Below are 22,337 nucleotides of genomic sequence, written 5' to 3' on the forward strand. Positions count from 1 at the left end.
CTCAGTCGGCGGCGAGCGCCTCGACCGGGGCGACGCGCGTGGCCAGGCGGGTGGGACCGACGGAGGCCACGAGCGTGAGCACGGCCGTGGCCGCCACGACGATGGCCATGGGCAGCCACGGCACGGCGGGCGGGACGAGCGTGCCCGCGGGCGCCCCCAGCGATGTGGAGATGGAGCCGAGCAGCGATTGCGCGGCCGCCCACCCGTAGGCGATGCCGAGCGCAAGCCCCAGGGCGAGCGACGCGATCGTGATGTGCGCGGCCTCGAGCAGCACCATGCGGCGCACCTGCGGGTTCGACAGGCCGAGGGCCCGCAGCAGACCCAGCTCCGTGCGGCGCTGCACGACGCCGATCGTCAGCAGGTTCACGAGCCCGACGGCGGCGATCACCGCCGAGACCGCGACGAGGCCCATCATGACCCCGGAGACGATGTCCATCGCGGCGAGGTAGTCGGCGGCCATGTTGCCGCCCGAGTTGGCGACCATGACGGCCTTGGCCGACTCCGTGGCCACGGCGAACATCGTCACGAGCGTGACGCCGACGACCACGCCGATCGCCATCCGGCTCGAGCGCTCCGGGTAGCGCAGCGCGTTCTCGGCCGCGAGCCTGGCCGTGGCCGACGAGCCGAAGGCCCGCCCGACGAGCCGCAGCACGGGCGGCATCACGAGCGTGGCGCCGAGCACGAGACCCGTGAACGAGAGGAGCCCGCCCACGAAGGAGACGAGGATCGCCAGCGGCGTGAGGATCCCGAGCGCTACGCCGACCCCCAGCAGCACGCCGCCGGCGATGAGCAGCACGAGCGCGACGACGTTGCGACCGAGGCCGCCCCTCGCGTGCGCGGACGTGCGCTCGACCGATCCGCCGAGCGCCTGCAGCGGCGTGACGGCGAGCACGCGGCGCGATCCGGCCCACGCGGCGGCCCACGTGGTGAGCGCGACGGCCACCACGGGCAGCGCGAGCCAGGGCTGCACCACGCCGTAGCCGACATCGGGCACGTCGAGCAGCCTCGTGGCGAGCGCCACCCCCGCGGCCGACAGCAGCGTGCCGGCGAACGCGCCGAGCACGGCGCCGATGATCCCGACCACCAGACCCTGGCCCGCCACCTCGGCCCGCTGCGAGCGCGCCGACGCACCGATGAGCCGCATCAGGGCGATCCGGCGCGTGCGACCCGCGACGATCGTCGCGAAGGTGTTGGAGGTGACGACCGCGCCCACGTACATCGCGATGATCATGAAGATCCCCGCGAGCACAGGCAGCATCACGACGAGCGTGCCGCTGTCGGGGAACGTGTCGGTCAGCAGCGCTGCGAGGTAGCCGGTCGTCGAGAGCAGCACCGCCCCGAACGCGGTCGAGAGCCCGGCGACGAGCACGCTCGCCCCCATGCCGCGCTCGGCGAGGAAGGCGAAGGACCGGCGCCGCGCGGGGGCGAGGGCCGCGCCGGCCGCGACGGCACTCACGCGGCCACCCCCGCACCGGCTCCCGCGCCCGCGGGCGTCTCGGCCGACAGCATGTGGGCGGAGATCTGCTCGGGGCTCTGGCGCGGCTTGTCGGCCACGATCCGGCCGTCACCCAGGAAGAGGACGCGGTCGGCATGCGCGGCGGCGATCGGATCGTGCGTCACCATCGCGATCGACTGGCCGTGCTCGCGGCTGGCGGTGGCCAGCAGCGCGAGCACCTCGCGGCTCGTGCGCGAGTCGAGCGCGCCGGTGGGCTCGTCGGCGAAGACGAGGTCGGGCGCCGTGGCGAGCGCGCGGGCGATCGCCACCCGCTGCTGCTGCCCGCCGCTGAGCTCGTGGGGCCGGTGGGCGAGCCGCGGCCCGAGCCCGAGCGATTCGATGAGCCCGTCGATCCGCGCCTGCTCCGCCCCCGTCGGCCGGCGGCCGTCGAGGTCGAACGGCAGCAGGATGTTGCCGCGCACGTCGAGGGTGGGCACGAGGTTGAACGACTGGAAGACGAAGCCCACGCGGCGCCGGCGCAGGATCGTCAGCTCGGCATCGCGCATGCCGGTGATCTCGGTGTCGCCGATCCAGGCGCGGCCGCCCGTGGGGGCGTCGAGGCCCGCCATGATGTGCATGAGCGTCGACTTGCCCGATCCGCTCGGGCCCATGATGGCCGTGAACTGGCCTCGGCGGATGCCGACGCTCACGTCGTCGAGCGCGCGCACGGCGCCGTCGCCCGATCCGAACGTCTTGGACAGGTGCGTCACCCGGGCCGCGAGGCCCAGCTCGCTGGTGCTGATCTCCATGCCCTCGACGCTACGGACGACGCCCCCTCGCGGTCATCGCCCGCCAGGCTCATCCGCGTACATCGCAGGGATGATCCGCGAACCCGCGCTCGTTCGCCGAACCCGCCCCGGATCGGGCGCGGGCTCGCGGATCGAGCGCGGGTTCGCGGGCAGGAGGGGGGAGTCAGACGAGGCCGTGCTCGAACGCGAACACCACCAGCTGCACGCGGTCGCGCAGGCCGAGCTTGGTGAGGATGCGGCTGACGTGCGTCTTCACGGTCGACTCGCTGAGGTACTCGCGCGCCGCGATCTCGCCGTTGCTGAGGCCGCGAGCGGCGAGCGCGAAGATCTCCTTCTCGCGGTCGGTGAGCTCCTCGTACGCGGGCGGGACGGGGCGGGCGGGCTCGGCGAAGTGCGCGAACAGCGCGCGCGTCGCCGAGGCCGCGATCACCTCCGATCCGGCGTGCACCGAGCGGATCGCCGCGAGCAGGAACTCGGGATCGGCGTCCTTCAGCAGGAAGCCGCTGGCGCCCTGCCGGATCGCGCGCGCGGCGGCCTCGTCGAGGTCGAACGTGGTGAGCATCACGATCCGCGGTGCCTGCGGATCCTGCAGCAGCTCGGCCGTGGCGGCCAGCCCGTCCATCACGGGCATCCGGATGTCCATGAGCACGACGTCCGGGCGGGTGCGGCGCACCACCTCGACGCCCTCGCGACCATCGCCGGCCTCGCCGACGACCTCCAGGTCGGGCTGCGAGGTGAGCAGCATGCGCACGCCGGCGCGGAACAGCGCCTGGTCGTCGACGAGGACGACACGGATGGGGCGGTCCTGCCCTGCGCCGGTGTGCTCCGTCACCGCGGCTCCCTCGCTCATGCGCCTCCCCCGATCGGCAGCTCGCCCGCCACCACGAACGTACTGCCCTGCGCACCCGCGTCCGCGCGCCCACCCACCAGCTGCGCGCGCTCGCGGATGCCGATGAGCCCGTGCCCGGGCGTGCCGTCGCCCCGCTCCGATCCGCCCTCCGGGATGCCGTTCGTCACCCGGAAGGCGACACGATCCGGCCACCACGACAGGCGCACGTCCACGCCCGCGCGGTCGCCGTGCCGCAGCGCGTTCGTGAGCGCCTCCTGCAGGATGCGGTACACGGCCAGCTGCACCGAGGCGGGGATGTCGGTGGGCGGCGCCGGGTCGATGTCGACGTCGATCTCGATGCCGGCGGCCCTCACCTGCGCGAACAGCTGCTCGAGGTCGGCGAGCGTGGGTTGCGGCCCCTCGGCCTCGCGGTGGCGCAGCTGCGTGAGCAGCATGCGCACGTCCGAAAGCGCGGCCCGCGCGGTCTGGCTGATGGTGCGCAGCGCCTCGGTCGCGGCCGCCGGATCGGCCGCGGCGGCGTAGCGCGCGCCGTCGGCCTGGGCCACGACCACGGCGAGCGAGTGCGCCACGACGTCGTGCATGTCGCGCGCGATGCGGCCGCGCTCCTGCTCGGACGCCGCCTCGAGCTCGGCGCGTCGCTGCGCCTCGCGGTTCTCCCGCGCCCGGATGCTCGCGCGCACGAGCGCGCCCGCCGTCCACGACAGCAGCAGCGAGAACAGCGCGGCCGACAGGACCGAGGCGCTCACGACCGCGGCGGCCATGGGGCTCACGAACGTGTCGGGGCCGCCGAACATCCCCGGCATGAGCAGCAGATAGCCGGTGATCGTGAGTGCGCCGCCGATCGCCGACGCGAATCCCGTCCACATCACGGCCCGCGATCCGTAGGCCGCCGTCACGTACAGCACACCGAAGATCGCGAGGTTGCTGGGCAGGGGCGTGAGCGCCGACGCCATCTGCACGATCGCGCCGACCCAGGCGATCGCGAGCGCCAGCCCGGGGGACAGCCGCCGCACCGCCAGGGCGCCCGCCATGAACACGCCCGTGATCACCGCGAGGATCCACGACTGCTCCGGCGCGAGGGTGACGAGCCCGAACAGCAGGAAGAACCCGACGGCCAGCACCACGTCGACCACGATCTGGGCGGTGGAGAGGGGGCGGAAGAGCTGACGGATCACGACGGTCCACGCTATGCCAGCCGGGTCGGCCGCACATCATCCGCAGGATGTATCCCGCGGAGTGCGCGGCGCGGTCATCCGGTGCGGTCATCCGGCGCGGTCATCCGGTGATCGCCCGCGGATCTACGCTGGAGCGGTGACCCCGCTGCATGACACCTCCATCCGCTCGTTCGCCTCCGACAATTACTCCGGGGTCCACCCCGAGGTGCTCGCGGCCATCGCCGCGGCGAACGACGGGCACCAGGTGGCGTACGGCGACGACGCCTACACGGCGCGGCTGCAGGAGGTGCTCGTGGGGCACTTCGGCGAGGGGGTCGAGGGCTTCCCCGTGTTCAACGGCACGGGCGCGAACGTCGTGGGCCTGCAGGCGATGCTGCCGCGCTGGGGCGCGGTCGTCGCGCCCGCCTCGGCGCACATCAACACCGACGAGGGCGGCGCGCCCGAGCGCGTGGGCGGCATCAAGATCCTGAGCGTGCCGACCGACGACGGCAAGCTCACGCCCGAGCTGCTCGACCGAGAGGCGTGGGGCTGGGGCGACGAGCACCGCGCGCAGCCCCTCGTCGTCTCGATCACGCAGTCGACGGAGTTCGGCACGCTCTACACGCCCGACGAGGTACGCGCCCTCGCCGAGCACGCGCACGCGCTCGGCATGCGCGTGCACATGGATGGATCGCGGGTCAGCAACGCGGCGGCCGCGCTGGGCGTGCCGCTGCGCGCCTTCACGACCGACGCGGGCGTGGACGTGCTGAGCCTGGGCGGCACGAAGAACGGCGCGCTCGGCGCCGAGGCCGTCGTCGTCATCGACCCGAGCGCCGCGGAGGGTGTGACGTTCGTGCGCAAGTTCGACATGCAGCTCGCGTCGAAGATGCGCTTCCTCTCGGCCCAGCTCATCGCGCTCTACGAGGGCGACCTCTACCTGCGCAACGCGCGCCACGCCAACGCGATGGCCGCGCGCCTGAGCGGGCTCGTCGAGGCGGGCATCGCCGACGGCTCGATCCGCGGCACCCGCCTGACGCAGCCCACCGTCGTCAACGGGGTCTTCGTGGCGCTGCCCGAGGGCGCGGCCGACCGGCTGCGGCAGCACTTCCGCTTCTACGACTGGGACGCCACGAAGAACGAGGTGCGCTGGATGTGCAGCTTCGACACCCAGGAGTCCGACGTCGACGCGCTCGTCGCGGCCCTGAAGTCGGAGACCGCCGCGCTCTGACCCGCTCTCTCCCGCGAGACAGCAAGTACGCGCCGAGACAGCGGCGTCTGCACGCTGTGGAGTCTCACGCTGTCTCGGCGCGCAGAAGCTGTCTCGCGAAATGGAGGGACGGTCAGCGCAGGGCGCCGACGCTCGCGAGCGCCATGCGCACGAGGGCGCCGCGGCCGCCCTCCATCTCGGCGGCCACCGCCTCGGACGCCGCCTCCTCGGGCGAGAGCCACGTCACCTCGAGCGCGTCCTGCCGCGGCTCGCACGTGCCCGTCACGGGCACGACGAAGGCGAGCGAGACAGCGTGCTGGCGGTCATCGTGGAACTGGCTGACGCCGGGCATCGGGAAGTACTCCGCCACCGTGAACGGCACGGGCGACGGGGGCAGCAGCGGGAAGGCCATGGGCCCGAGGTCGTTCTCGAGGTGGCGGAAGAGGGCGTCGCGCACCGACTCGCCGTAGCGCACGCGCCCCGACACGATCGTGCGCAGGATCTCGCCCACCGGCGACGCGCGCAGCAGGATGCCGACCTGCGTCACCTGCCCCGTGCCGTCCGTGCGCACGGGCACGCCCTCGACGTACAGGATCGGCAGGCGGCGGCGGATCTCGGCGAGCTCGATGTCGCTGAGCCACGCGGGGTTCTTCGCGGGGCCTGGCATGCCCGGCAGCCGGATCGCGCCCGTGTCGAGGTTGATCGGCCCCGAGGGCGTCGGGTCCTCGGGCAGGTCGTCGGGATCGGGGGTGCGTACCGGCATGTGTCCTGTATACCCGCCCGATCCGCTCGGCGCGCTCCCCGCGGCCGGGTGTGGAGGGATCCGATCGATCCGGCGCGCGGCAAGATGGACGCATGCCGCTGATCCCCGCCCTCGACGACGCGGCCGTGCTGTGGCGCGGCGACCGCGACGGCCGGCCGCTGCTCGTGCTGCTGCACGGCTACGGCTCGGACGAGCGCGACCTTTTCGCGCTCGCGCGCCAGCTGCCCGACGCCTTCGTCGTCGCCTCGGTCCGCGCGCCGATGGAGCCGCCGTGGCCCACGCCCGGCCACGCCTGGTACGCGCTGGAGGGCGAGGGGGCGCGGGATCCCGAGGCCGTGACGCAGGCGGCCGCGCGCTTCCTCGAGTGGCTCGACGGCACCGGCCACGACGGACCCGTCGGGCTGCTGGGCTTCTCGCAGGGCGGGGCCGTGGCGCTGCAGGCCCTGCGCCTCACGCCCGCGCGCTTCGCCTTCGCCGTGAACCTCTCCGGCTACGTCGCCCCGGGCGCCCTCGCGGGCGACGCGACCCTCGCCGAGGCCCGGCCGCCCGTGTTCTGGGGCCGCGGCACCGCCGACACGGTCATCCCCGAGGCGCTCGTCGTGCACACCACCGATTGGCTGCCCGCCCACACCGACCTCGTGGGCCGGATCTACCCCGGCCTCGCCCACGCCGTGGCCGAGCAGGAGCTGGGCGACGTGCGCGTCTTCCTCGAGAAGCAGCTGCGGTCGCTCGCCGATCAGGACTGATCCGGGCTCTCTGGTCCGTCCTCGTCCGCGGGGGTGCCGGGCGCGGGGTCGTCGGCCTCGGGGGCCGATCCCTCGCCCGGCTCCGGATCGGAGTCGGGTCTCGCCGCATCCGGGCCGTCGGACTCGTCGTCGGGCCGCGTGCCGGACGCGAACGCCATCGAGACGCCGAACGCGATGCCGATCGAGACGCCGATCGCGAAGTTCTCCAGTGCCAGTCCCAGCGCGAACCCGATCCCGATGCCGAGGGCCACGCCCACGCCCCAGTTGGGCTGGAGCCCGCCACGCTCGTCGCTCATGCACGCCACGGTACGCGCCGCCCGCGACCGGCACCTCCCCCGCGCGACGGATCCGGGTGACGGGCCGGATGTCGGAGATCGGCGGCAGGATGGAGGCATGGCGGACGTGCTCGAGCGGTTCGGGGAGGCGACGCGGGACTGGTTCCGCGGCGCGTTCCCCGCGCCCACCGACGCGCAGCGCGGGGCGTGGGAGGCGATCTCCGGCGGCCGCCATGCCCTCGTCGTCGCACCGACCGGGTCGGGCAAGACGCTCTCGGCGTTCCTGTGGGCGATCGATCGCGTCTTCCGCGAGCCGGCGCCCGAGCGGCGCTCGTCGCGGATCCTGTACGTCTCGCCCCTGAAGGCCCTCGGCGTCGACGTGGAGCGCAACCTGCGCTCGCCCCTCGTCGGCATCTCGCAGGCCGCGCGCCGTCTCGGCATCCCGACGCCCGAGGTGTCGGTGGGCGTGCGCTCGGGCGACACCCCCTCGTCCGAGCGGCAGAAGCTCGTGCGCAACCCGCCCGACATCCTCATCACGACGCCCGAGTCGCTGTACCTCATGCTCACGAGCCAGGCACGCGAGACGCTGCGCGGGGTGCACACCGTCATCGTCGACGAGGTGCACGCCGTGGCGGCGACCAAGCGCGGGGCGCACCTGGCGGTCTCGCTCGAGCGGCTCGACGAGCTGCTCGACGCGCCGGCGCAGCGGATCGGACTGTCGGCCACCGTGCGCCCGATCGACGAGGTCGCGCGGTTCCTGGGCGGATCCGCACCCGTCGACATCGTCGCGCCGCGCGCGTCGAAGACCTTCGACCTGCGGGTGACCGTGCCGGTCGACGACATGCAGAACCCGCCGCCCGCCGCCGGCGCCGCGCCCGCGCCCGAGGACGGCGAGGAGGAGTGGTTCCGGCCGCCCGAGTCGACCGAGATGACCGGATCGATCTGGCCGCATGTGGAGGAGGCGATCGTCGACCGCATCCTGCAGCACCGCTCGACGATCGTGTTCGCCAACTCCCGCCGGCTCGCCGAGCGCCTCACGGCGCGGCTGAACGAGATCTACGCCGAGCGGGTGGGGATCGAGGTGCCCGCGCCCACCGTGCCGGCCGCGATGATGGCGCAGGCGGGCGCGACGGCGGGCGTCGCGGCGATCCTGGCGAAGGCGCACCACGGCTCGGTGTCGAAGGAGCAGCGCGCGCAGGTCGAGGAGGAGCTCAAGTCGGGCGCGCTGCGCTGCGTCGTGGCGACGAGCAGCCTCGAGCTCGGCATCGACATGGGCGCGGTCGACCTCGTCATCCAGGTGGAGGCCCCGCCGAGCGCGGCCAGCGGCCTGCAGCGCGTGGGTCGCGCGGGCCACCAGGTCGGCGAGATCAGCCGCGCCGCGCTGTTCCCCAAGCACCGCGCCGACGTGCTGCACACCGCGATCGTCACCGAGCGGATGCTGTCGGGCCGGATCGAGGCGATCTCGATCCCGCAGAACCCGCTCGACATCCTCGCCCAGCAGACGGTGGCGGCCACGGCGCTCGGCCCCGTGGAGGTCGAGGCGTGGTTCGAGACCGTGCGCCGCTCGGCGCCGTTCCGCACGCTGCCGCGCGGCGCCTTCGAGGCGACCCTCGACCTGCTGGCCGGCCGCTACCCGTCCGACGAGTTCGCCGAGCTGCGACCCCGGCTCGTGTGGGACCGCGACGCCGGCACGATCGAGGGGCGCCCGGGATCGCAGCGCCTCGCGGTGACGAGCGGCGGCACGATCCCCGACCGCGGCCTGTTCGGCGTGTTCGTCGCAGGCGAGTCGACGGGCGCGCGCGTCGGCGAGCTCGACGAGGAGATGGTCTACGAGTCGCGGGTGAACGACGTCTTCACGCTCGGCACCACGAGCTGGCGGATCGTCGAGATCACGCACGACCGCGTCAACGTCGTGCCGGCGTTCGGGCAACCGGGCAAGGTGCCGTTCTGGCACGGCGACGGGCTGGGACGCCCGGCCGAGCTGGGCGAGGCGCTCGGCGCCATGTCGCGCGAGCTGGCGGCGTCGCCGCGCGAGAAGGCGGTCGACCGCCTGCGCGAAGCCGGCCTCGACGAGCGGGCGATCGAGAACCTGCTCGCCTACCTCGAGGAGCAGAAGGAGGCCACCGGATCGATCCCCACCGATCGCCTGCTCACGGTGGAGCGCGGCCGCGACGAGGTGGGCGACTGGCGGATCATCCTGCATTCCCCGTACGGCATGCACGTGCACGCGCCGTGGGCGCTCGCGGTCAACGCGCGCATCCGCGAACGCCTGGGCGTGGACGGATCGGCGGTCGCGAGCGACGACGGCATCATCGCGCGCATCCCCGACGCCGAGTCGGATCCGCCGGGGGCCGAGCTGTTCGTCTTCGAGCCCGAGGAGCTGGAGCAGATCGTCACCGACGAGGTGGGCGGCTCGGCGCTGTTCGCCGCGCGCTTCCGCGAGTGCGCGGCCCGCGCGCTGCTCATGCCCCGCATGAACCCGGGCCGCCGCACGCCCCTGTGGCAGCAGCGCCAGCGCTCGGCCCAGCTGCTCGAGGTCGCGCGCCGGCACCCGACCTTCCCGATCATCCTCGAGACGCTGCGCGAGGTGCTGCAGGACGTCTACGACCTGCCCGCGCTGACGCGGCTCGCACGCGGCATCCAGGAGCGGCGGATCCGGATCGTCGAGACCGAGACCGCGCAGCCGTCGCCCTACGCGCGCGACCTGCTGTTCGGCTACGTCGGCGCGTTCATGTACGAGGGCGACTCGCCGCTGGCCGAGCGCCGCGCGGCCGCGCTGTTCGTCGATCCTTCGCTGCTGAGCGAGCTGCTGGGCCGCGTGGAGATGCGCGAGCTGCTCGATCCCGACGTGATCGCGCAGTACGAGGCCGAGCAGCAGCGCCTCGCGCCCGACCGCCGCGCGCGCGGCGCGGAGGGCGTGGCCGATCTGCTGCGCGTGCTCGGCCCCCTTTCGGTCGAGGAGGTCGCCGCGCGGCTCGAGCCGGAGGGGGCACCCGCAGGCCTCGACTCCGGCGCTGACGCGCCTGCGCTCGACCCGTCTCCGCTCCGCGGCTCCGCCGCTCCGGTCGACGACCCCGACATGGGTCGTCGAGCGAGCGAAGCGAGCCGAGACGGGTTGAGCGAGGAGCGAAGCGACGAGTCGAAACCAGGGCCGCACGTCGCCCGCGCCGCCACCCATCTCGCCGCGCTCGTCGACGCGCGCCGGGCGATCCCCGTGACCATCGCCGGGGTGCCGCGCTTCGCGGCGATCGAGGACGCCGGCCGGCTGCGCGATGCGCTCGGGGCCGCGCTGCCCGTCGGCGTGCCGGTGGCGTTCCTCGAGCCCGTGGCCGATCCGCTCGGCGACCTCGTCTCGCGCTACGCCCGCACGCACGGTCCGTTCACCACGGAGGCGGTGGCGGCGCGGCTCGGCATCGGCACCGCGGTGGCCCGCCACACGCTGCAGCGCCTGGAGCAGCAGGGCCGCCTGTCGAGCGGCTTCTTCCTGCCCGAGGGCCGCGGCGCGCTCGACGAGAGCGAGTGGTGCGACGCCGAGGCGCTGCGCCGCATCCGGATGCGCTCCCTCGCCGCGCTGCGCGGCAGCGTGGAGCCCGTCTCGCCCGAGGCGTACGCGCGGTTCCTGCCCGACTGGCAGCACCTCACGCGGCCCCTCGAGGGCATCGACGGCGTGCTCGCGGCGGTCGAGCAGCTGGCGGGGGTGCCGATCCCCGCCAGCGCGTGGGAGTCACTCGTGCTGCCCTCGCGCGTGCGCGACTACGCACCCGCGATGCTCGACGAGCTCACCGCGACGGGCGAGGTGGTGTGGTCGGGGCACGGCGCCCTGCCGGGGCGCGACGGCTGGATCGCGCTGCACCCCGCCGATGCCGCGCCGGTCACGCTGCCCGAGCCCGAGGGCGAGGTCGACCCCGACTCGCTGGAGGGGCGGATCCTCGGCATCCTCTCGTTCGGCGGGGCGTACTTCGCGCCGCAGCTGGCCGAGATGGCCCGCGCCCGCATGCCCGACGCCGATGCGGCCGCCGTATCGAAGACGGCGGTGGTCGACGCGCTGTGGGGCCTCGTGTGGGCCGGGCGCGTCACGAACGACACGTTCTCGCCGATCCGCACGCTGCTGGGCGGCGGCTCGCAGGCGCACCGGGCCCAGCGCCGCGCCCCGCGCAGCCGGATGTACCGCGGCGCGGCCGCGCGCCCGCAGGCCCCGCGCCCCCTCGTGGGCGGGCGGTGGTCGGTGCTGCCCGCGCCCGAGGCGGACGCGACCGTGCGGGCCGCCGCGACCGCGTCGATCCTGCTCGACCGGCACGGCGTCGTCACGCGCGGCGCCGTGCAGAACGAGGGCGTGCCCGGCGGGTTCGCGCAGGCCTACCGCACGCTCGCGGGGCTGGAGCAGGCCGGCCACTGCCGCCGCGGCTACCTCATCGAACGGCTCGGCGCGGCGCAGTTCGCCACGTCGCCCACGATCGACCGCCTGCGCACGTTCGCGGGCCTGCCCGATCCGGCGCCGCTGCGGGCCGTCACGCTCGCCGCGACCGATCCCGCCAACCCGTATGGTGCCGCCCTGCCGTGGCCGGCGCTCGAGGGCGTGCGGCACCGGCCGGGCCGCAAGGCGGGCGGCCTCGTCGTGCTGCTCGACGGCGCGCTCGTGCTGTACCTCGAGCGCGGCGGACGCACCGCGCTGGTCTTCGACGAGGACGAGGAGCGCGTCGCGGCGGCGTGCGCCGACCTCGCGGGCACGGCCCGCGCCCGGCGGCTCGAGACGCTCACGGTCGAGCAGGCCAACGGCGAGTTCGTCTACACGGCGCCGCTGGGGCGGGCGCTGCGCGCCGCCGGCTTCGTCGAGTCGCCGCGCGGCCTCACCCTGCGGCGGGCCCGGCCATGACGCGCGGGCCGGATCGTGCCTGAGGGCGACACCGTGCACCGCGCGGCGCGGCGGATGCACGCCGCGCTCGCGGGCCGGGAGGTGACGCGATTCGACATCCGCGTGCCCGCGTCCGCCACCGCCGACCTGCGCGGCAGCACCGTGCACGAGGTCTTCGCGCGCGGCAAGCACCTGCTGCACCGGATCGGCGACGCCACGCTGCACTCGCACCTCAAGATGGAGGGCGAGTGGTGGGTGCTGCGCGAGGGCGAGCGCTGGCCGCGCCCCGCGTTCCGGGCGCGCGCGGTCGTCGCGGTGCGCGGCGCCGAGGCGGTCGGCTTCGACCTGGCGATGGTCGAGGTGCTGCCCACCCGCGATGAGCACCGCGTCGTGGGGCACCTCGGTCCCGATCCGCTCCGCCCGGACTGGGATCTCGCCCTCGCCGCGGCGAACGTGGCCACCGATCCTCGCCCGATCCACGTGGCGATGCAGGATCAGCGCCACGTCGCCGGGTTCGGCAACGAGTACGCGAGCGAGCTGCTGTTCCTGCGCGGCGTGCACCCCGAGACGCCCGCGACGGCTGTCGACGCCGTCGCCCTGCTCGAGCTCGGCGCCCGCACCATCCGGCGCAACGTCGACCTGCCGGTGCGCATCTTCACCGGCGTCGCGCGGCGCGGGCAGGAGCGCTGGGTGTACGGCCGCGAGCACCGCCCGTGCCGCCGGTGCGGCACGCCGATCCGGCGCGGCGCCCTCGGCGCGACCCCCGCGAGCGAGCGCGTCGTGTACTGGTGCCCGGTGTGCCAGCCGGCGGCCTGATCCGGTTCAGTGCCCGATGTAGCGGCCGGGGCGGTGATTCAGCGCGAGCACGAGGTTGAGCACGACGGCGCCGGCGGCCGAGAGCAGCACCATGCGCCAGTCCACCGCGAAGAACGCCGCGACGACGATGAGCACGTCGACGATCATCTGCGTCCACCCCGCACGGAAGCCGGTGCGGTCCTGCACGAGGATCGCGACGATGTTCACCCCTCCCACGCTCGCACCGTGGCGGAACAGGATGAGCAGCCCGACGCCGACGAGCAGATTGCCGCCCAGCACGGCGTACACCGGCTGCAGCCCCGAGACCGGGACCCAGGCCACGTTCACCGCCGACAGCGCGGCCACGCCGCCCACGCAGATCGCGGTGAGCACCGTGAAGCGCACGCCCTTCTTCCACAGCGCGAGCGCGACGAAGGGGGCGTTCACGAGGGTGAAGATGAGCCAGAACGGCACGTCCGAGAGCTGATCGATGAGCAGCGCGAGCCCCGCCGTGCCGCCCGTGACGGCGCCCACCGCCTTCAGCAGGTGCAGCCCGAAGGCCACGACGAACGTGCCCGTGACGATGCCGAGCACGTCCTCCGCGAGCGTGTGGCGCGTCTGCTCCCACTCGAAGACGACCTGCTTCTGCTCGGGAGTGGATGATCCGGTCACCCGTCAACGATAGAAGGCCCGCGACCCGACCGCGATCCGGCCGCGTCAGGGGAACCGGAGCACAGCGCACGTGGAGCAAGCTCCCCGCTCGGGAATAGCCCGGGGAGGCATGGTGTTGGTGGGGAATGGCGGCCACAACCGCTGGCCGCGGAGGGACATCGTGGGCAAGAACTACGTCGACATCGAGAACGAGCGCGGCGAGACGCTGCGCTACCGCAAGCACGTGAACGGCCGAGGACTCGTCGCGCACGGCGCCAAGGTGCACCCCGAGGCGCGCGTCGAGTCGGGCGCCTACATCGAGCCGGGCGCGCGGATCGCCGCGGGCGCGCGCGTCGCGCGGGGCGCGTGGATCGAGCCGGGCGCGCAGGTCGGCCCCGGCGCCATCATCGACGCCAACGCGCAGATCGGCCCGAACGCCGTGATCGGCTCGCACGCCCACATCGGCGTGCGCTCGCACATCGGCGCCGAGGCGCTCATCCCCGACGGCGCGATCATCCGCGACGACGAGTCCATCGCCGACGGCGCGCGGGTCAAGACCGACCGCCGCGGCTTCCTGCTCGCGGCCTGACGCGCGTCAGGACCGACGGCGGTCAGGAATCGATCGCTCCTGACGCGCGTCAGGAATCGACCGGGGCGAGGCCGACGAACTTCATGCGGTCCTCGCCGTAGAAGCAGGACTGCAGCGCGAGTTCGCCGCCGAGGCCGACGAGGTCGGCCGTGCTCGACCAGATCTTGGACGTGTATCGGATGTCGACGACCTCGTAGACCTGGTCGCGGCCCTCGATCCGAATGCGCTGCCCTTGCTCCCAGCCGAGCAGCACGTCGCCGCCGCAGTTGTTGTGCGCGGCCGCCGTCTCTGGCACACCCTCGCGCTCGTACGAGCTCATGACGGTGAACGTGCCATCGCAGAGGTCGAGCTCGTGCCGGCCGCCGACGACCCCGATTCGCACCGTCGGCAGTTCCTCGAAGACCTCTTCCTTGACCTCGTCGACGGTGCTCGTGACCTTGGTCTTGAGCGCGCCGTACACCCGCGCGCTCTCTTCTGGCATGACGGCGTACGTGCCGATCATCACCGCTCCCGCGGCGATGAGCACGATGCCGAACACCGTGAGCAGCTTTGCGCCCCGCCGCTTCTTCTCACCGTGAGTCGCCATGGCACCTCTTCCTCGCACCGCGAGGATACCAAGCCCCCGTGACATCCGGACCCGCCGAGCGAGATCCCACGGTCCGCTCGGACCGGTCGAGGCCGCGGCTCGTCGGCCGGTGACGCGGTCGTTCAGCGCGACGAGCGCGCGGTGCGCCCGCGGGTGATGCCCACGAACGTCTGGACGTCGTCGGAATCGCGGTCCCGCCGCCACGCCAGCGCCACCGTGCTCTCGGGGCCGCCTACGAGCGCGCGGTGGTCCACGTCGCGGCGGTGGTGCAGGCGCGCCAGCGAGAGCGGGACGACCACCACCCCCACCCCCGTCGCGGCGATCGCGATGGCGTCCTCCGTCGTCTCCGGAGCGTCGAAGCGCGGCGCCACGATGGGCAGGGCGAGCGGGCCGAGCACATCGTCGGCGGGCGTCACGAGCACCTCGCCCTCCAGATCGTCCGGGTGCAGCTCGTCGGCGGCCAGGAGCGAGGAGTCCCGCCCGGCGACCACCACGGGCGTCTCGTCGTAGAGCCGGATCGCGTGCACGGCGTCCGCATCCCCGGCCAGCGGCAGGCGCACGAGCGCGGCGTCGACGTGCCCGTCGTCCAGCGCCGCGCGCTGGTCCGCGACGGCGATCGGCACGAGCTCGAGCGCGACGTGCGGCATGCGCTCCCGCCACCGCTCGATCCACTTGCCCGGCATGGCGCCGGGGATGACGCCGAGCCGGAAGACCCGGGGCTCGGGCGCCGCCGGGGTGTCCGCCGCCTGCCGGCGGGGGGCCGGGCTCGGGGCGCGGGGCGCACGCGTGGGCTGGGGCCGTCCCCCGCGGGGCGCCCTGGCGCCGCCGCGGCGACCGCCTCCCGCGCTGCCCTTGGCCATACGGCAAGGCTACCCGCGCCCCGTCCGGCACCCGCCGGGCGGCACGGCTGCGGTCCGGAGGAGAACGGCGCCAGCGGAGGACCGGATCGGCCCATCGCTCCTCCGGTGCGACCGTTCTCCTCCGCGGGGCCGCGCGCCCGCCGCTACGCCTCGGCGCCCGGCGCGCCGTCGCGCCCGGCACGCAGCATCACGACGCGCATCGCGACGCAGACCGCCGTGAGCAGCGCGGCCGCGGCGAGCGCCGCCACGGCGACGGGAACGCTGCGCGGCTCGCCGGTGAGCCGCTCGACGGCGATCCACACCGTGCCCCACGCGATGGCGAGCGGCATCGCGACCGCCCAGCTGTTGCGCGCCGAGACGGCGATGCCCGCGGCGCACACGGCCACGAGCGCCAGCACGCCGCCGCCGTCGCCCGCCCAGCCGCCCAGGTTCAGCGCCGCGATCCACGCCGCCGCGTTCGCGACACCGGCCGCCAGCGCCCAGCCCAGATGCGCGCCCGCGAGCCCGTCGAGCAGCAGACCGCCGAGCAGGCTCTGGCGCCGCCGCGTCGTCGCCGCGCCGCGGAATGCCCGATACGCGGTCCCGACGAGCAGTGCCATCACGACCACGGTGGTCCACAGCGGCAGCAGCTGCGCGGCGAGGATCCACAGCCCCTCCAGCGCGGCGACGGCCGCGAGCCACCACCCCGCTGCGCGGTGCCGCGGATCGTGCCGCTGGGCGGGCAGTGCCTGCCAGACGGCGTACGCGACCAGCCCGGCGTAGAGGGGCGTCCAGATCATGAACGCGGGCGTCGCGGGCGCGAGCAGCGATCCGGCCGGTCCGAGCGCGCCGCCCTGCGTCTCGGCGACCGACCGTCCGCCCGCCGCCCCGGAGCCGAGGAAGCCCGCGGCGATCGCGGCGACGACGCAGATCGCGACGACGACCTGCCGCAGGCCGTCGCGGTGGCGGCTCTCCCCTGCCGGGGACGGCACGGACCGCTCGTGCGGATCGCTCACGTCGGCTCGCCTCGCCTTCTCGAGAGGATGCATGCCTCCACTCTCCGCACCGCCGACATCCGCCGACAGGGGCTTGTCCCGGCCCGCCGGATGTGCGTGCGTGCGGTCACTCTCCCCGCAGCATGGCGACGCGCTCCCGGAGGTATGCGTCCAGCGGCATGAGCGCCCCGCCCGCGGTCCAGCGCACCACGAGGGCGCCGTCTCGCCACGAGAGCGGGCCGGACGCCTCTCCCGCCGCCACCGCCGCCAGGTCGATCCGCGCGTGGTCGACGTTGACCGTCGTCCCCTCCGCGAAGCCCCCGCGCACGCACATCGCGGCCGCCTCGGCGCGCCGCCGCGCCGCCTCCGCGGTGAAGCCGCGCCGTCGCTCCTCGCTCGCGCGCAGCACCTGGCCGACCTCGTGCACGGCGTCGTCGCCGATCAGCAGCACGCCCACGCGCCAGGCCTCGCCATCGGGCACGATCCGGGGCCGGGCGCCCAGCGCCCGCCGCAGCCCGCCGGGCAGCTTCAGGCGGCCGAGGGCCTCCCGCGGCACGGGCGCGAGCCGTCGCCGCGCCTCGTCGAAGAGCTCGGCCGGGTCCACCCGACCAGGCTACGGTGCGAGGGCCCGCTCGATCAGCGCGATGGCGGCCCGTCCGGCGTCGGGCCGCCCCTCGGGCGCGAACGCCGTGTGGAACGCCGCCATGCTCACGGCCGTGGCGACGTCCTCGACCGTGACAGACGGGTCCACCCGACCCGCCTCGCGCTCCCGCCCGAGGATCCCGGCGATGATCCGCTCCAGCCGCTGCGCGAGGGCGGCGACGGCGGGATCGGTCGACGGCGCGAGCGCCTCGAGCAGCGACGCCGACATGCGCGCCTGGGCCACGACGAGCTCGAGCAGCCCGCGCAGGTCGTGCGCCTGCGCCTCGACGGCCGCGAGGTTCTCGTCGAACACCGCGACCGCCAGCGCCGTCTTGTCGGGGAAGTGGCGGTACAGCGAGGCCTGGCCGACGCCCGCCCGCTTGGCGATCTGACTGAACGGCACCCCGAAGCCCTGCTCGGCGAACAGCTCCCGCCCGGCCGCGATGAGGGCGCGTCGGTTCGCGGGACCGGCGGCGGGTCCGCGGTTGCTCTTGGAGGGCTCGATCCACGAGATCGACCCCGCGCTGTGGGAGAAGGTCTTCGCCGTCAACGTGACGGGCTCGTTCAAGCTCATGAAGGCGGTGCTGCCCGGCATGCTCGAGCGCGGCGCCGGATCGATCGTGAACGTCGCGAGCGAGGCCGGCCTGCGCGGCTCGGCCGCCGGCACGGCGTACACCGCGTCGAAGCACGCGGTCGTCGGCATGACGAAGAGCTCGGCGTACCTCTACGCGCTCACAGGCGTGCGGATCAACGCGGTGGCGCCCGGCGCCGTGGCGACGAACATCGAGGGCACGTTCGCCAGCGAGTTCGCCGCGCCCCGCATCCAGCGCGGCATGGCGGCGATCCCCTCGATCGCCCACGCCTCGCAGCTGGCCGCGTCGATCACGTTCCTGCTGACCGACGACGCCACCAACCTCAACGGCGTCATCCTGCCCTCGGACGGCGGCTGGTCCGCGGCCTGATCGCCGCACACCCGCGAGAATCCAGACCCGCGCAGAGAATCCCGTCACCCGCGGATTCTCGGCGCGGCGATGGATTCTCGCCGATCTCCCGCCTGTGAGGCCGGCGGCTAGAGCTCGTCCTCGTCGCGGTCGTCCTCGGTGCCGCCGTCGGGGTACGACGCCACCTCGGGGCGGCGCACGAGGAAGACGATCGAGGCAGCGAGGCCGCCCCAGACCAGCACCGCGGCGATGACGAAGGACGCGATGGCGATGCCGCTCATCGGGCGCCTCCCTTCAGGTTCAGCTGCGCATCCGTCGGCCAGGCCTCGAACCGGTCGGGATCATGCCGCCAGCGCAGCTGCGGCAGCACGAGCGCGCCGACGATCATGATGAGCACCGATCCCCAGCCGGCCACGCCGAGATACCACGTGGGGTAGCCCCCGTACCCGTTCACGAACAGATCGATGATCTTCGTGATGAGCATGTACGCGAGCACGGCCGGCGCCAGCACCGCCGTGAAGAACGTCCACAGGCGACCCACGTGGAACGTCGACAGCGCGCTGAGGTGCCGGGACAGCTCGCGGCCGCGGCGGCGCACCCACAGCACGATCACCGACATGGCGACGGCCGAGCCGACGATGCCGACGTTGTTGGCCCAGTTGTCCACGGTGTCGAGCGCCGTGAGGCCCGAGGTGGAGCCGAACAGCACCATCGACACGACGGCGAGTGCGCCGCCGAAGCCGAGCACCGCCTGGGCCCGGGTGAGGGCGAACTTGTCGCGCAGCGCGGCGATGATCACCTCGAGGATCGAGATGAGCGACGTCAGGCCCGCGAGCGTGAGCGATCCGAAGAACAGCGCACCGACCCACTCGCCGCCGGGCATCTCGCTCACGATGGCGGGGAAGGTCATGAACGCCAGGCCCACGCCCGTCAGGCCCTCGAGGTCGCCGACGGCGACGCCCTGCTGGAACGCGAAGAACCCGAGCGTCGCGAACACGCCGATGCCCGCGAGGATCTCGAACGACGAGTTGCCGAAGGCCACGACGAGGCCCGCGCCGGTCATGTTGGATCGGCGCTTGCGGTACGAGGCGAACGTGATCATGATGCCGAACGCCACCGACAGCGAGAAGAAGATCTGGCTGTACGCCGCGATCCAGACGTTCGGATCGGCGAGCGCGGCGAATTCGGGGGTGAAGAACTCGTCGAGGCCCTGCGCGGCGCCGGGCAGCGTGAGGGAGTAGATCACGATCGTCAGGAACGCGAGCACGAGCAGCGGGATGATGATGACGTTCGCGCGCTGCACGCCCTTCACCACGCCCGCGGCGAGGATGCCCAGGGTGACGATCCACATGATCGCGAGCGGGATCGCCACGGCCGGCATGTACTCGAGTGTGAACGGGGCCGTCGTCGAGTCGGCGGCGTGCAGGTAGTCGCCCGTGAAGAAGGCGGTGGGGTCATCGCCCCATCGCAGGTCCCACGAGAACACGAAGTAGCTCGACGACCACGCGAGCACCGCCGTGTAGTAGATCGCGATGAAGACGCTGATGAGCACCTGGAACCAGCCGAGCCCCTCGCCGAGCTTGCCGCCGAGGCGACGCAGCGCGAGCGGGGCGGAGCCGCGGAAGCGGTGCCCGATCGCGTAGTCGAGGAACAGGATCGGGATGCCGGCGGTGACGAGCGCCACGAGGTACGGGATGAGGAACGCCCCGCCACCGGATTCGTAGGCGACGCCCGGGAAGCGCCAGATGTTCCCGAGCCCGACGGCCGAGCCGAGGGCGGACAGGATGAATCCCACCTGCCCGGACCACTGCTCCCGCTCGGGGACGGCGGTGACTTCGCGCTGCGCTCGCGCCATGGTGCTCCTCGCTCGCGACGTTCGGTGACGGCCTTCGCCGGTGACCGAGAATACGCGGCCGGGCGGGCGCGAGGGAACAGCGCGCGGGATGTCGCGTCGGGAGCCGCGGGCTCAGGCGACCTGGTCGTCGCCCCCGTCGAGGGCGCGCAGCGGCCGGATCGGCGGGTGCGCGCCGTGGATCTCGCGGTGGATGCGCTCCATGCGCTCGTCGAGCTCGGCGGCCGTGAGGGCCGCGTCGCGCAGGCTGTCGGTGAGGCGCACCGGCACCTGGCGCTCGTACTTGTAGTAGATCTTGTGCTCGAGGCTCGCCCAGAAGTCCATGGCGATCGTGCGGAACTGCACCTCCACCGGCACATGCACGGTCCCCGTCGAGAGGAACACCGGCACCTCGACGATCGCGTGCAGGCTCTTGTAGCCGTTGGGCTTGGGGTGCGCGATGTAGTCCTTGACCTCGCGCACCGTCACGTCGTCCTGCCCCGCCAGCAGCTCGAACAGCCGGTAGGCGTCGCTCACGAAGCTGCACGTGACCCGCACGCCGGCGATGTCGGTGACCTGCTCGCGGATCGTGTCGAAGTCGGGCTCGATCCCCTTGCGCATCACCTTGGCGAGGATCGAGTCGGGCGTCTTCAGCCGGCACGACACGTTCTCGATCGGGTTGTACGCGTGCGTGTGCTCGAAGTCGTCGCGCAGGATGAGCATCTTCGTCTCGATCTCGCGCATCCCGAATCGGTACTCCGACAGGAACCGGGCCAGGTCGTCGCGGATCTCCCGCGCCTCCGCCAGCGCCTCGTCGTCGAAGGCGAGCGCGTCCGCCGCATCGGTGGTCATGCCACTCACGCTATTCAGGCGGGGTCGGCGTCGGCTGTGAGAAGCCTATGGTTCTGCCCGCGACGTCCGGCGCCCTTGCGCGGCGCGCGGCGCGTGCGCGAACGGGCATCACGGGATACCGTGGCCCCATGGGCATCCTGTACTACGGCGGATCCGCCGTACCGATCCACATCGAGGACCGCGCGCTGGCTCACCTGAAGGTCGTGATCGTCGCGAAGCTGCGCCGCAACGAGAGCTTCACCGTCTCGTGGAAGCACCACGAGTCCGAGCCGACCGGGCGCAGCACCATCTGGATCAACCCGTCGCTGCCGCTGCGGTTCGTGTTCGACGAGCCCGAGGCGCCCGAGCTGAACCGCGCCTGGATCGAGGAGCTGGCGCACTCGGCGAACGCGCTCGGCGGCGTCGTGCTGACCGAGGAGCACGTCGAGTCGCCGCCCGACCAGGAGCCCGCCCGCAACTGAGCGCGCACTATAAGAGCGCCGCCCCCCGCGGGGATCGGCGCTCTTCTCGTCTGAGCTGCGGGCGGCTCAGTCCTCGCCCGCCGGCTGCGAGCTCGGCTCGGGCGGCTCGGGGGTGATCGTGAGCCCGTTGGGACCGCTCGCGGCGAGCATGAGGTCGTCGAGCCACGCGCGGTTCAGGCGCGGCGCGCGCCCGCCCGAGAAGTGGAACTGCATCGGGATCGAGGGGTGCAGCCAGAAGCTGCGTCGCCCCTCGCCCTCGCCGAGCTTGGTGTCGAACATGAAGGGCTCGCCCCGGCGCAGCTTGTTCATGACGACAATGCGCAGGTGGGCCAGCGTGCGGTCATCGATCTCGACGCTTGTGGCCGCCGCGCCATAGAGGAACCGTCCCATGGGGCGACTCTAACCGACCCGCGCCGGGCGATATCGCGGGCGCGGGCAACGGCCCGGGTGGTACCCGGGCCGTTGCGGGGACGCGTCAGATGCCTGCGACGCCGCCCTGGTCGCGCGAGGTCTCCTGCGCGCCGTGGATCTCGCCGCGCCACGCGCCGGTCTCCGAGTCGCGCTCCTCGATGAACTCCTTGAAGCGCCGCAGGTCCATGCGTGCCTGCGCGTCGTCGATGCCGAGCGCCGCGCCGGCCTTCTCGAGGAGCCCCTCGGGCTCCCACTCCATCTCGAGGCGCACGTGCGTTCCCTCGGCGTTCGGCTCGAACTCGACGCTGCCGCGGTGGAAGGTGCCGTCGGCGCTCTGCCACGAGACGTGACGGTCGGGCACCTGATCGACGACGTCGGCGTAGAACGAGTTCTCCTTGCCCGCGATGCTCACCGTCCAGCGCGTGCGCACGTCATCGATCTGCTCGACCGACTTCACGGCCCCCAGGAACTCCGGGAACGATTCGAACTGCGTCCACTGGTCGTACACCTTGCTGATGGGCGCCTCGACGTCCACCTCCGCGCGAAGTGTGGTCGTGGCCATCTCGTGCCTCCTTAGGGATCTCATCTGCGGATGTCGTGCGAGCCACGCTAGGCACCGCGAATCGCGTTGACGACGGGGTTGACGCCGGGCG

The 22,337-nt window shown here is 73.5% G+C and carries 24 protein-coding genes; 7 read left to right on the top strand and 17 right to left on the bottom strand.

Annotated features, from left to right (window positions below):
* Position 1 precedes the first annotated feature (1 nt).
* From ACODR5_RS00310 to ACODR5_RS00325, 4 genes are all read right to left on the bottom strand, one after another.
* On the bottom strand, positions 2 to 1,456 hold the full coding sequence (locus tag ACODR5_RS00310) for an ABC transporter permease (protein WP_488982375.1): 1,455 nt from the start codon (positions 1,454 to 1,456) through the stop codon (positions 2 to 4).
* Positions 1,453 to 2,244 carry an ABC transporter ATP-binding protein gene (locus tag ACODR5_RS00315; RefSeq protein WP_449855118.1) on the bottom strand — a complete coding sequence of 264 codons (792 nt, stop codon included), beginning with the start codon at positions 2,242 to 2,244 and terminating at the stop codon, positions 1,453 to 1,455. Before ACODR5_RS00315 ends, ACODR5_RS00310 begins: the two co-directional genes overlap by 4 nt.
* 163 nt (positions 2,245 to 2,407) lie before the next feature.
* Positions 2,408 to 3,094, bottom strand: a complete 687-nt coding sequence (locus tag ACODR5_RS00320; RefSeq protein ID WP_488982376.1) for a response regulator — start codon at positions 3,092 to 3,094, stop codon at positions 2,408 to 2,410.
* Complete coding sequence (locus ACODR5_RS00325; RefSeq protein ID WP_488982377.1) at positions 3,091 to 4,269, bottom strand: sensor histidine kinase; 1,179 nt, start codon at positions 4,267 to 4,269, stop codon at positions 3,091 to 3,093. The genes ACODR5_RS00320 and ACODR5_RS00325 overlap by 4 nt, the downstream gene beginning before the upstream one ends.
* A gap of 136 nt (positions 4,270 to 4,405) precedes the next feature.
* Here ACODR5_RS00325 and ACODR5_RS00330 point away from each other — a divergent pair, with 136 nt between their 5' ends.
* On the top strand, positions 4,406 to 5,476 hold the full coding sequence (locus ACODR5_RS00330; RefSeq protein WP_488982378.1) for a threonine aldolase family protein: 1,071 nt from the start codon (positions 4,406 to 4,408) through the stop codon (positions 5,474 to 5,476).
* Between the two features lie 112 nt (positions 5,477 to 5,588).
* Here ACODR5_RS00330 and ACODR5_RS00335 read toward each other — a convergent pair whose 3' ends face one another.
* Complete coding sequence (locus tag ACODR5_RS00335; RefSeq protein WP_449855114.1) at positions 5,589 to 6,218, bottom strand: DUF4916 domain-containing protein; 630 nt, start codon at positions 6,216 to 6,218, stop codon at positions 5,589 to 5,591.
* A gap of 92 nt (positions 6,219 to 6,310) precedes the next feature.
* Between ACODR5_RS00335 and ACODR5_RS00340 the strand changes: the two genes are divergently transcribed.
* Entirely contained in the window at positions 6,311 to 6,964 is a 654-nt protein-coding gene (locus ACODR5_RS00340) for an alpha/beta hydrolase (protein ID WP_488982379.1), read from the top strand.
* Here ACODR5_RS00340 and ACODR5_RS00345 read toward each other — a convergent pair.
* Positions 6,955 to 7,260 carry a glycine zipper domain-containing protein gene (locus ACODR5_RS00345; protein ID WP_488982380.1) on the bottom strand — a complete coding sequence of 102 codons (306 nt, stop codon included), beginning with the start codon at positions 7,258 to 7,260 and terminating at the stop codon, positions 6,955 to 6,957. The two genes, ACODR5_RS00340 and ACODR5_RS00345, sit on opposite strands and share 10 nt — an antisense overlap.
* Before the next feature lie 97 nt (positions 7,261 to 7,357).
* Between ACODR5_RS00345 and ACODR5_RS00350 the strand changes: the two genes are divergently transcribed.
* Positions 7,358 to 12,112 carry an Lhr family ATP-dependent helicase gene (locus tag ACODR5_RS00350; RefSeq protein WP_488982381.1) on the top strand — a complete coding sequence of 1,585 codons (4,755 nt, stop codon included), beginning with the start codon at positions 7,358 to 7,360 and terminating at the stop codon, positions 12,110 to 12,112.
* A 15-nt stretch (positions 12,113 to 12,127) separates the two neighbouring features.
* The gene (locus ACODR5_RS00355) at positions 12,128 to 12,907 is read left to right on the top strand and encodes a DNA-formamidopyrimidine glycosylase family protein (RefSeq protein ID WP_488982382.1); all 780 of its coding nucleotides are present in this window, start codon (positions 12,128 to 12,130) and stop codon (positions 12,905 to 12,907) included.
* Positions 12,908 to 12,913: 6 nt separating this feature from the next.
* Here ACODR5_RS00355 and ACODR5_RS00360 read toward each other — a convergent pair whose 3' ends face one another.
* On the bottom strand, positions 12,914 to 13,558 hold the full coding sequence (locus tag ACODR5_RS00360) for a YitT family protein (protein WP_488982383.1): 645 nt from the start codon (positions 13,556 to 13,558) through the stop codon (positions 12,914 to 12,916).
* A gap of 160 nt (positions 13,559 to 13,718) precedes the next feature.
* Here ACODR5_RS00360 and ACODR5_RS00365 point away from each other — a divergent pair, with 160 nt between their 5' ends.
* On the top strand, positions 13,719 to 14,126 hold the full coding sequence (locus tag ACODR5_RS00365; protein ID WP_488982384.1) for a transferase: 408 nt from the start codon (positions 13,719 to 13,721) through the stop codon (positions 14,124 to 14,126).
* 49 nt (positions 14,127 to 14,175) lie between these two features.
* On the opposite strand, the gene ACODR5_RS00370 is transcribed toward ACODR5_RS00365, so the two are convergent.
* From ACODR5_RS00370 to ACODR5_RS00390, 5 genes are all read right to left on the bottom strand, one after another.
* Complete coding sequence (locus tag ACODR5_RS00370; RefSeq protein ID WP_449855107.1) at positions 14,176 to 14,712, bottom strand: hypothetical protein; 537 nt, start codon at positions 14,710 to 14,712, stop codon at positions 14,176 to 14,178.
* Positions 14,713 to 14,834: 122 nt separating this feature from the next.
* Positions 14,835 to 15,572, bottom strand: coding sequence for a LysR substrate-binding domain-containing protein (locus tag ACODR5_RS00375; RefSeq protein WP_449855106.1), 738 nt, complete (start codon positions 15,570 to 15,572; stop codon positions 14,835 to 14,837).
* 143 nt (positions 15,573 to 15,715) lie between these two features.
* Entirely contained in the window at positions 15,716 to 16,567 is an 852-nt protein-coding gene (locus tag ACODR5_RS00380) for a tryptophan-rich sensory protein (RefSeq protein WP_488982385.1), read from the bottom strand.
* A 106-nt stretch (positions 16,568 to 16,673) separates the two neighbouring features.
* Positions 16,674 to 17,150 carry a glutaminase gene (locus tag ACODR5_RS00385; protein WP_449855104.1) on the bottom strand — a complete coding sequence of 159 codons (477 nt, stop codon included), beginning with the start codon at positions 17,148 to 17,150 and terminating at the stop codon, positions 16,674 to 16,676.
* Between the two features lie 9 nt (positions 17,151 to 17,159).
* Complete coding sequence (locus tag ACODR5_RS00390) at positions 17,160 to 17,762, bottom strand: TetR/AcrR family transcriptional regulator (RefSeq protein ID WP_488982386.1); 603 nt, start codon at positions 17,760 to 17,762, stop codon at positions 17,160 to 17,162.
* Between ACODR5_RS00390 and ACODR5_RS00395 the strand changes: the two genes are divergently transcribed.
* Positions 17,680 to 18,150 carry an SDR family oxidoreductase gene (locus ACODR5_RS00395; protein WP_488982387.1) on the top strand — a complete coding sequence of 157 codons (471 nt, stop codon included), beginning with the start codon at positions 17,680 to 17,682 and terminating at the stop codon, positions 18,148 to 18,150. The genes ACODR5_RS00390 and ACODR5_RS00395 overlap by 83 nt on opposite strands.
* Before the next feature lie 107 nt (positions 18,151 to 18,257).
* On the opposite strand, the gene ACODR5_RS00400 is transcribed toward ACODR5_RS00395, so the two are convergent.
* The 3 genes from ACODR5_RS00400 to ACODR5_RS00410 all read right to left on the bottom strand — a co-directional run bounded on the left by ACODR5_RS00400 (position 18,258) and on the right by ACODR5_RS00410 (position 20,812).
* Positions 18,258 to 18,410: a MetS family NSS transporter small subunit gene (locus ACODR5_RS00400; RefSeq protein WP_488982388.1), complete on the bottom strand. Its 153-nt coding sequence runs from the start codon at positions 18,408 to 18,410 to the stop codon at positions 18,258 to 18,260.
* On the bottom strand, positions 18,407 to 19,984 hold the full coding sequence (locus ACODR5_RS00405) for a sodium-dependent transporter (protein WP_449853837.1): 1,578 nt from the start codon (positions 19,982 to 19,984) through the stop codon (positions 18,407 to 18,409). The genes ACODR5_RS00400 and ACODR5_RS00405 overlap by 4 nt, the downstream gene beginning before the upstream one ends.
* Positions 19,985 to 20,095: 111 nt before the next feature.
* Positions 20,096 to 20,812, bottom strand: coding sequence for a GTP pyrophosphokinase (locus ACODR5_RS00410; protein WP_449853838.1), 717 nt, complete (start codon positions 20,810 to 20,812; stop codon positions 20,096 to 20,098).
* Between the two features lie 128 nt (positions 20,813 to 20,940).
* Between ACODR5_RS00410 and ACODR5_RS00415 the strand changes: the two genes are divergently transcribed.
* On the top strand, positions 20,941 to 21,273 hold the full coding sequence (locus ACODR5_RS00415) for a DUF7882 family protein (RefSeq protein WP_488982389.1): 333 nt from the start codon (positions 20,941 to 20,943) through the stop codon (positions 21,271 to 21,273).
* 66 nt (positions 21,274 to 21,339) lie between these two features.
* Here ACODR5_RS00415 and ACODR5_RS00420 read toward each other — a convergent pair whose 3' ends face one another.
* Positions 21,340 to 21,663: a DUF7882 family protein gene (locus ACODR5_RS00420; RefSeq protein WP_449853840.1), complete on the bottom strand. Its 324-nt coding sequence runs from the start codon at positions 21,661 to 21,663 to the stop codon at positions 21,340 to 21,342.
* An 85-nt stretch (positions 21,664 to 21,748) separates the two neighbouring features.
* Positions 21,749 to 22,246, bottom strand: a complete 498-nt coding sequence (locus ACODR5_RS00425; RefSeq protein WP_449853841.1) for an SRPBCC family protein — start codon at positions 22,244 to 22,246, stop codon at positions 21,749 to 21,751.
* Positions 22,247 to 22,337: the final 91 nt, after the last annotated feature.

This window comes from Microbacterium sp. FG3 (assembly GCF_057809335.1).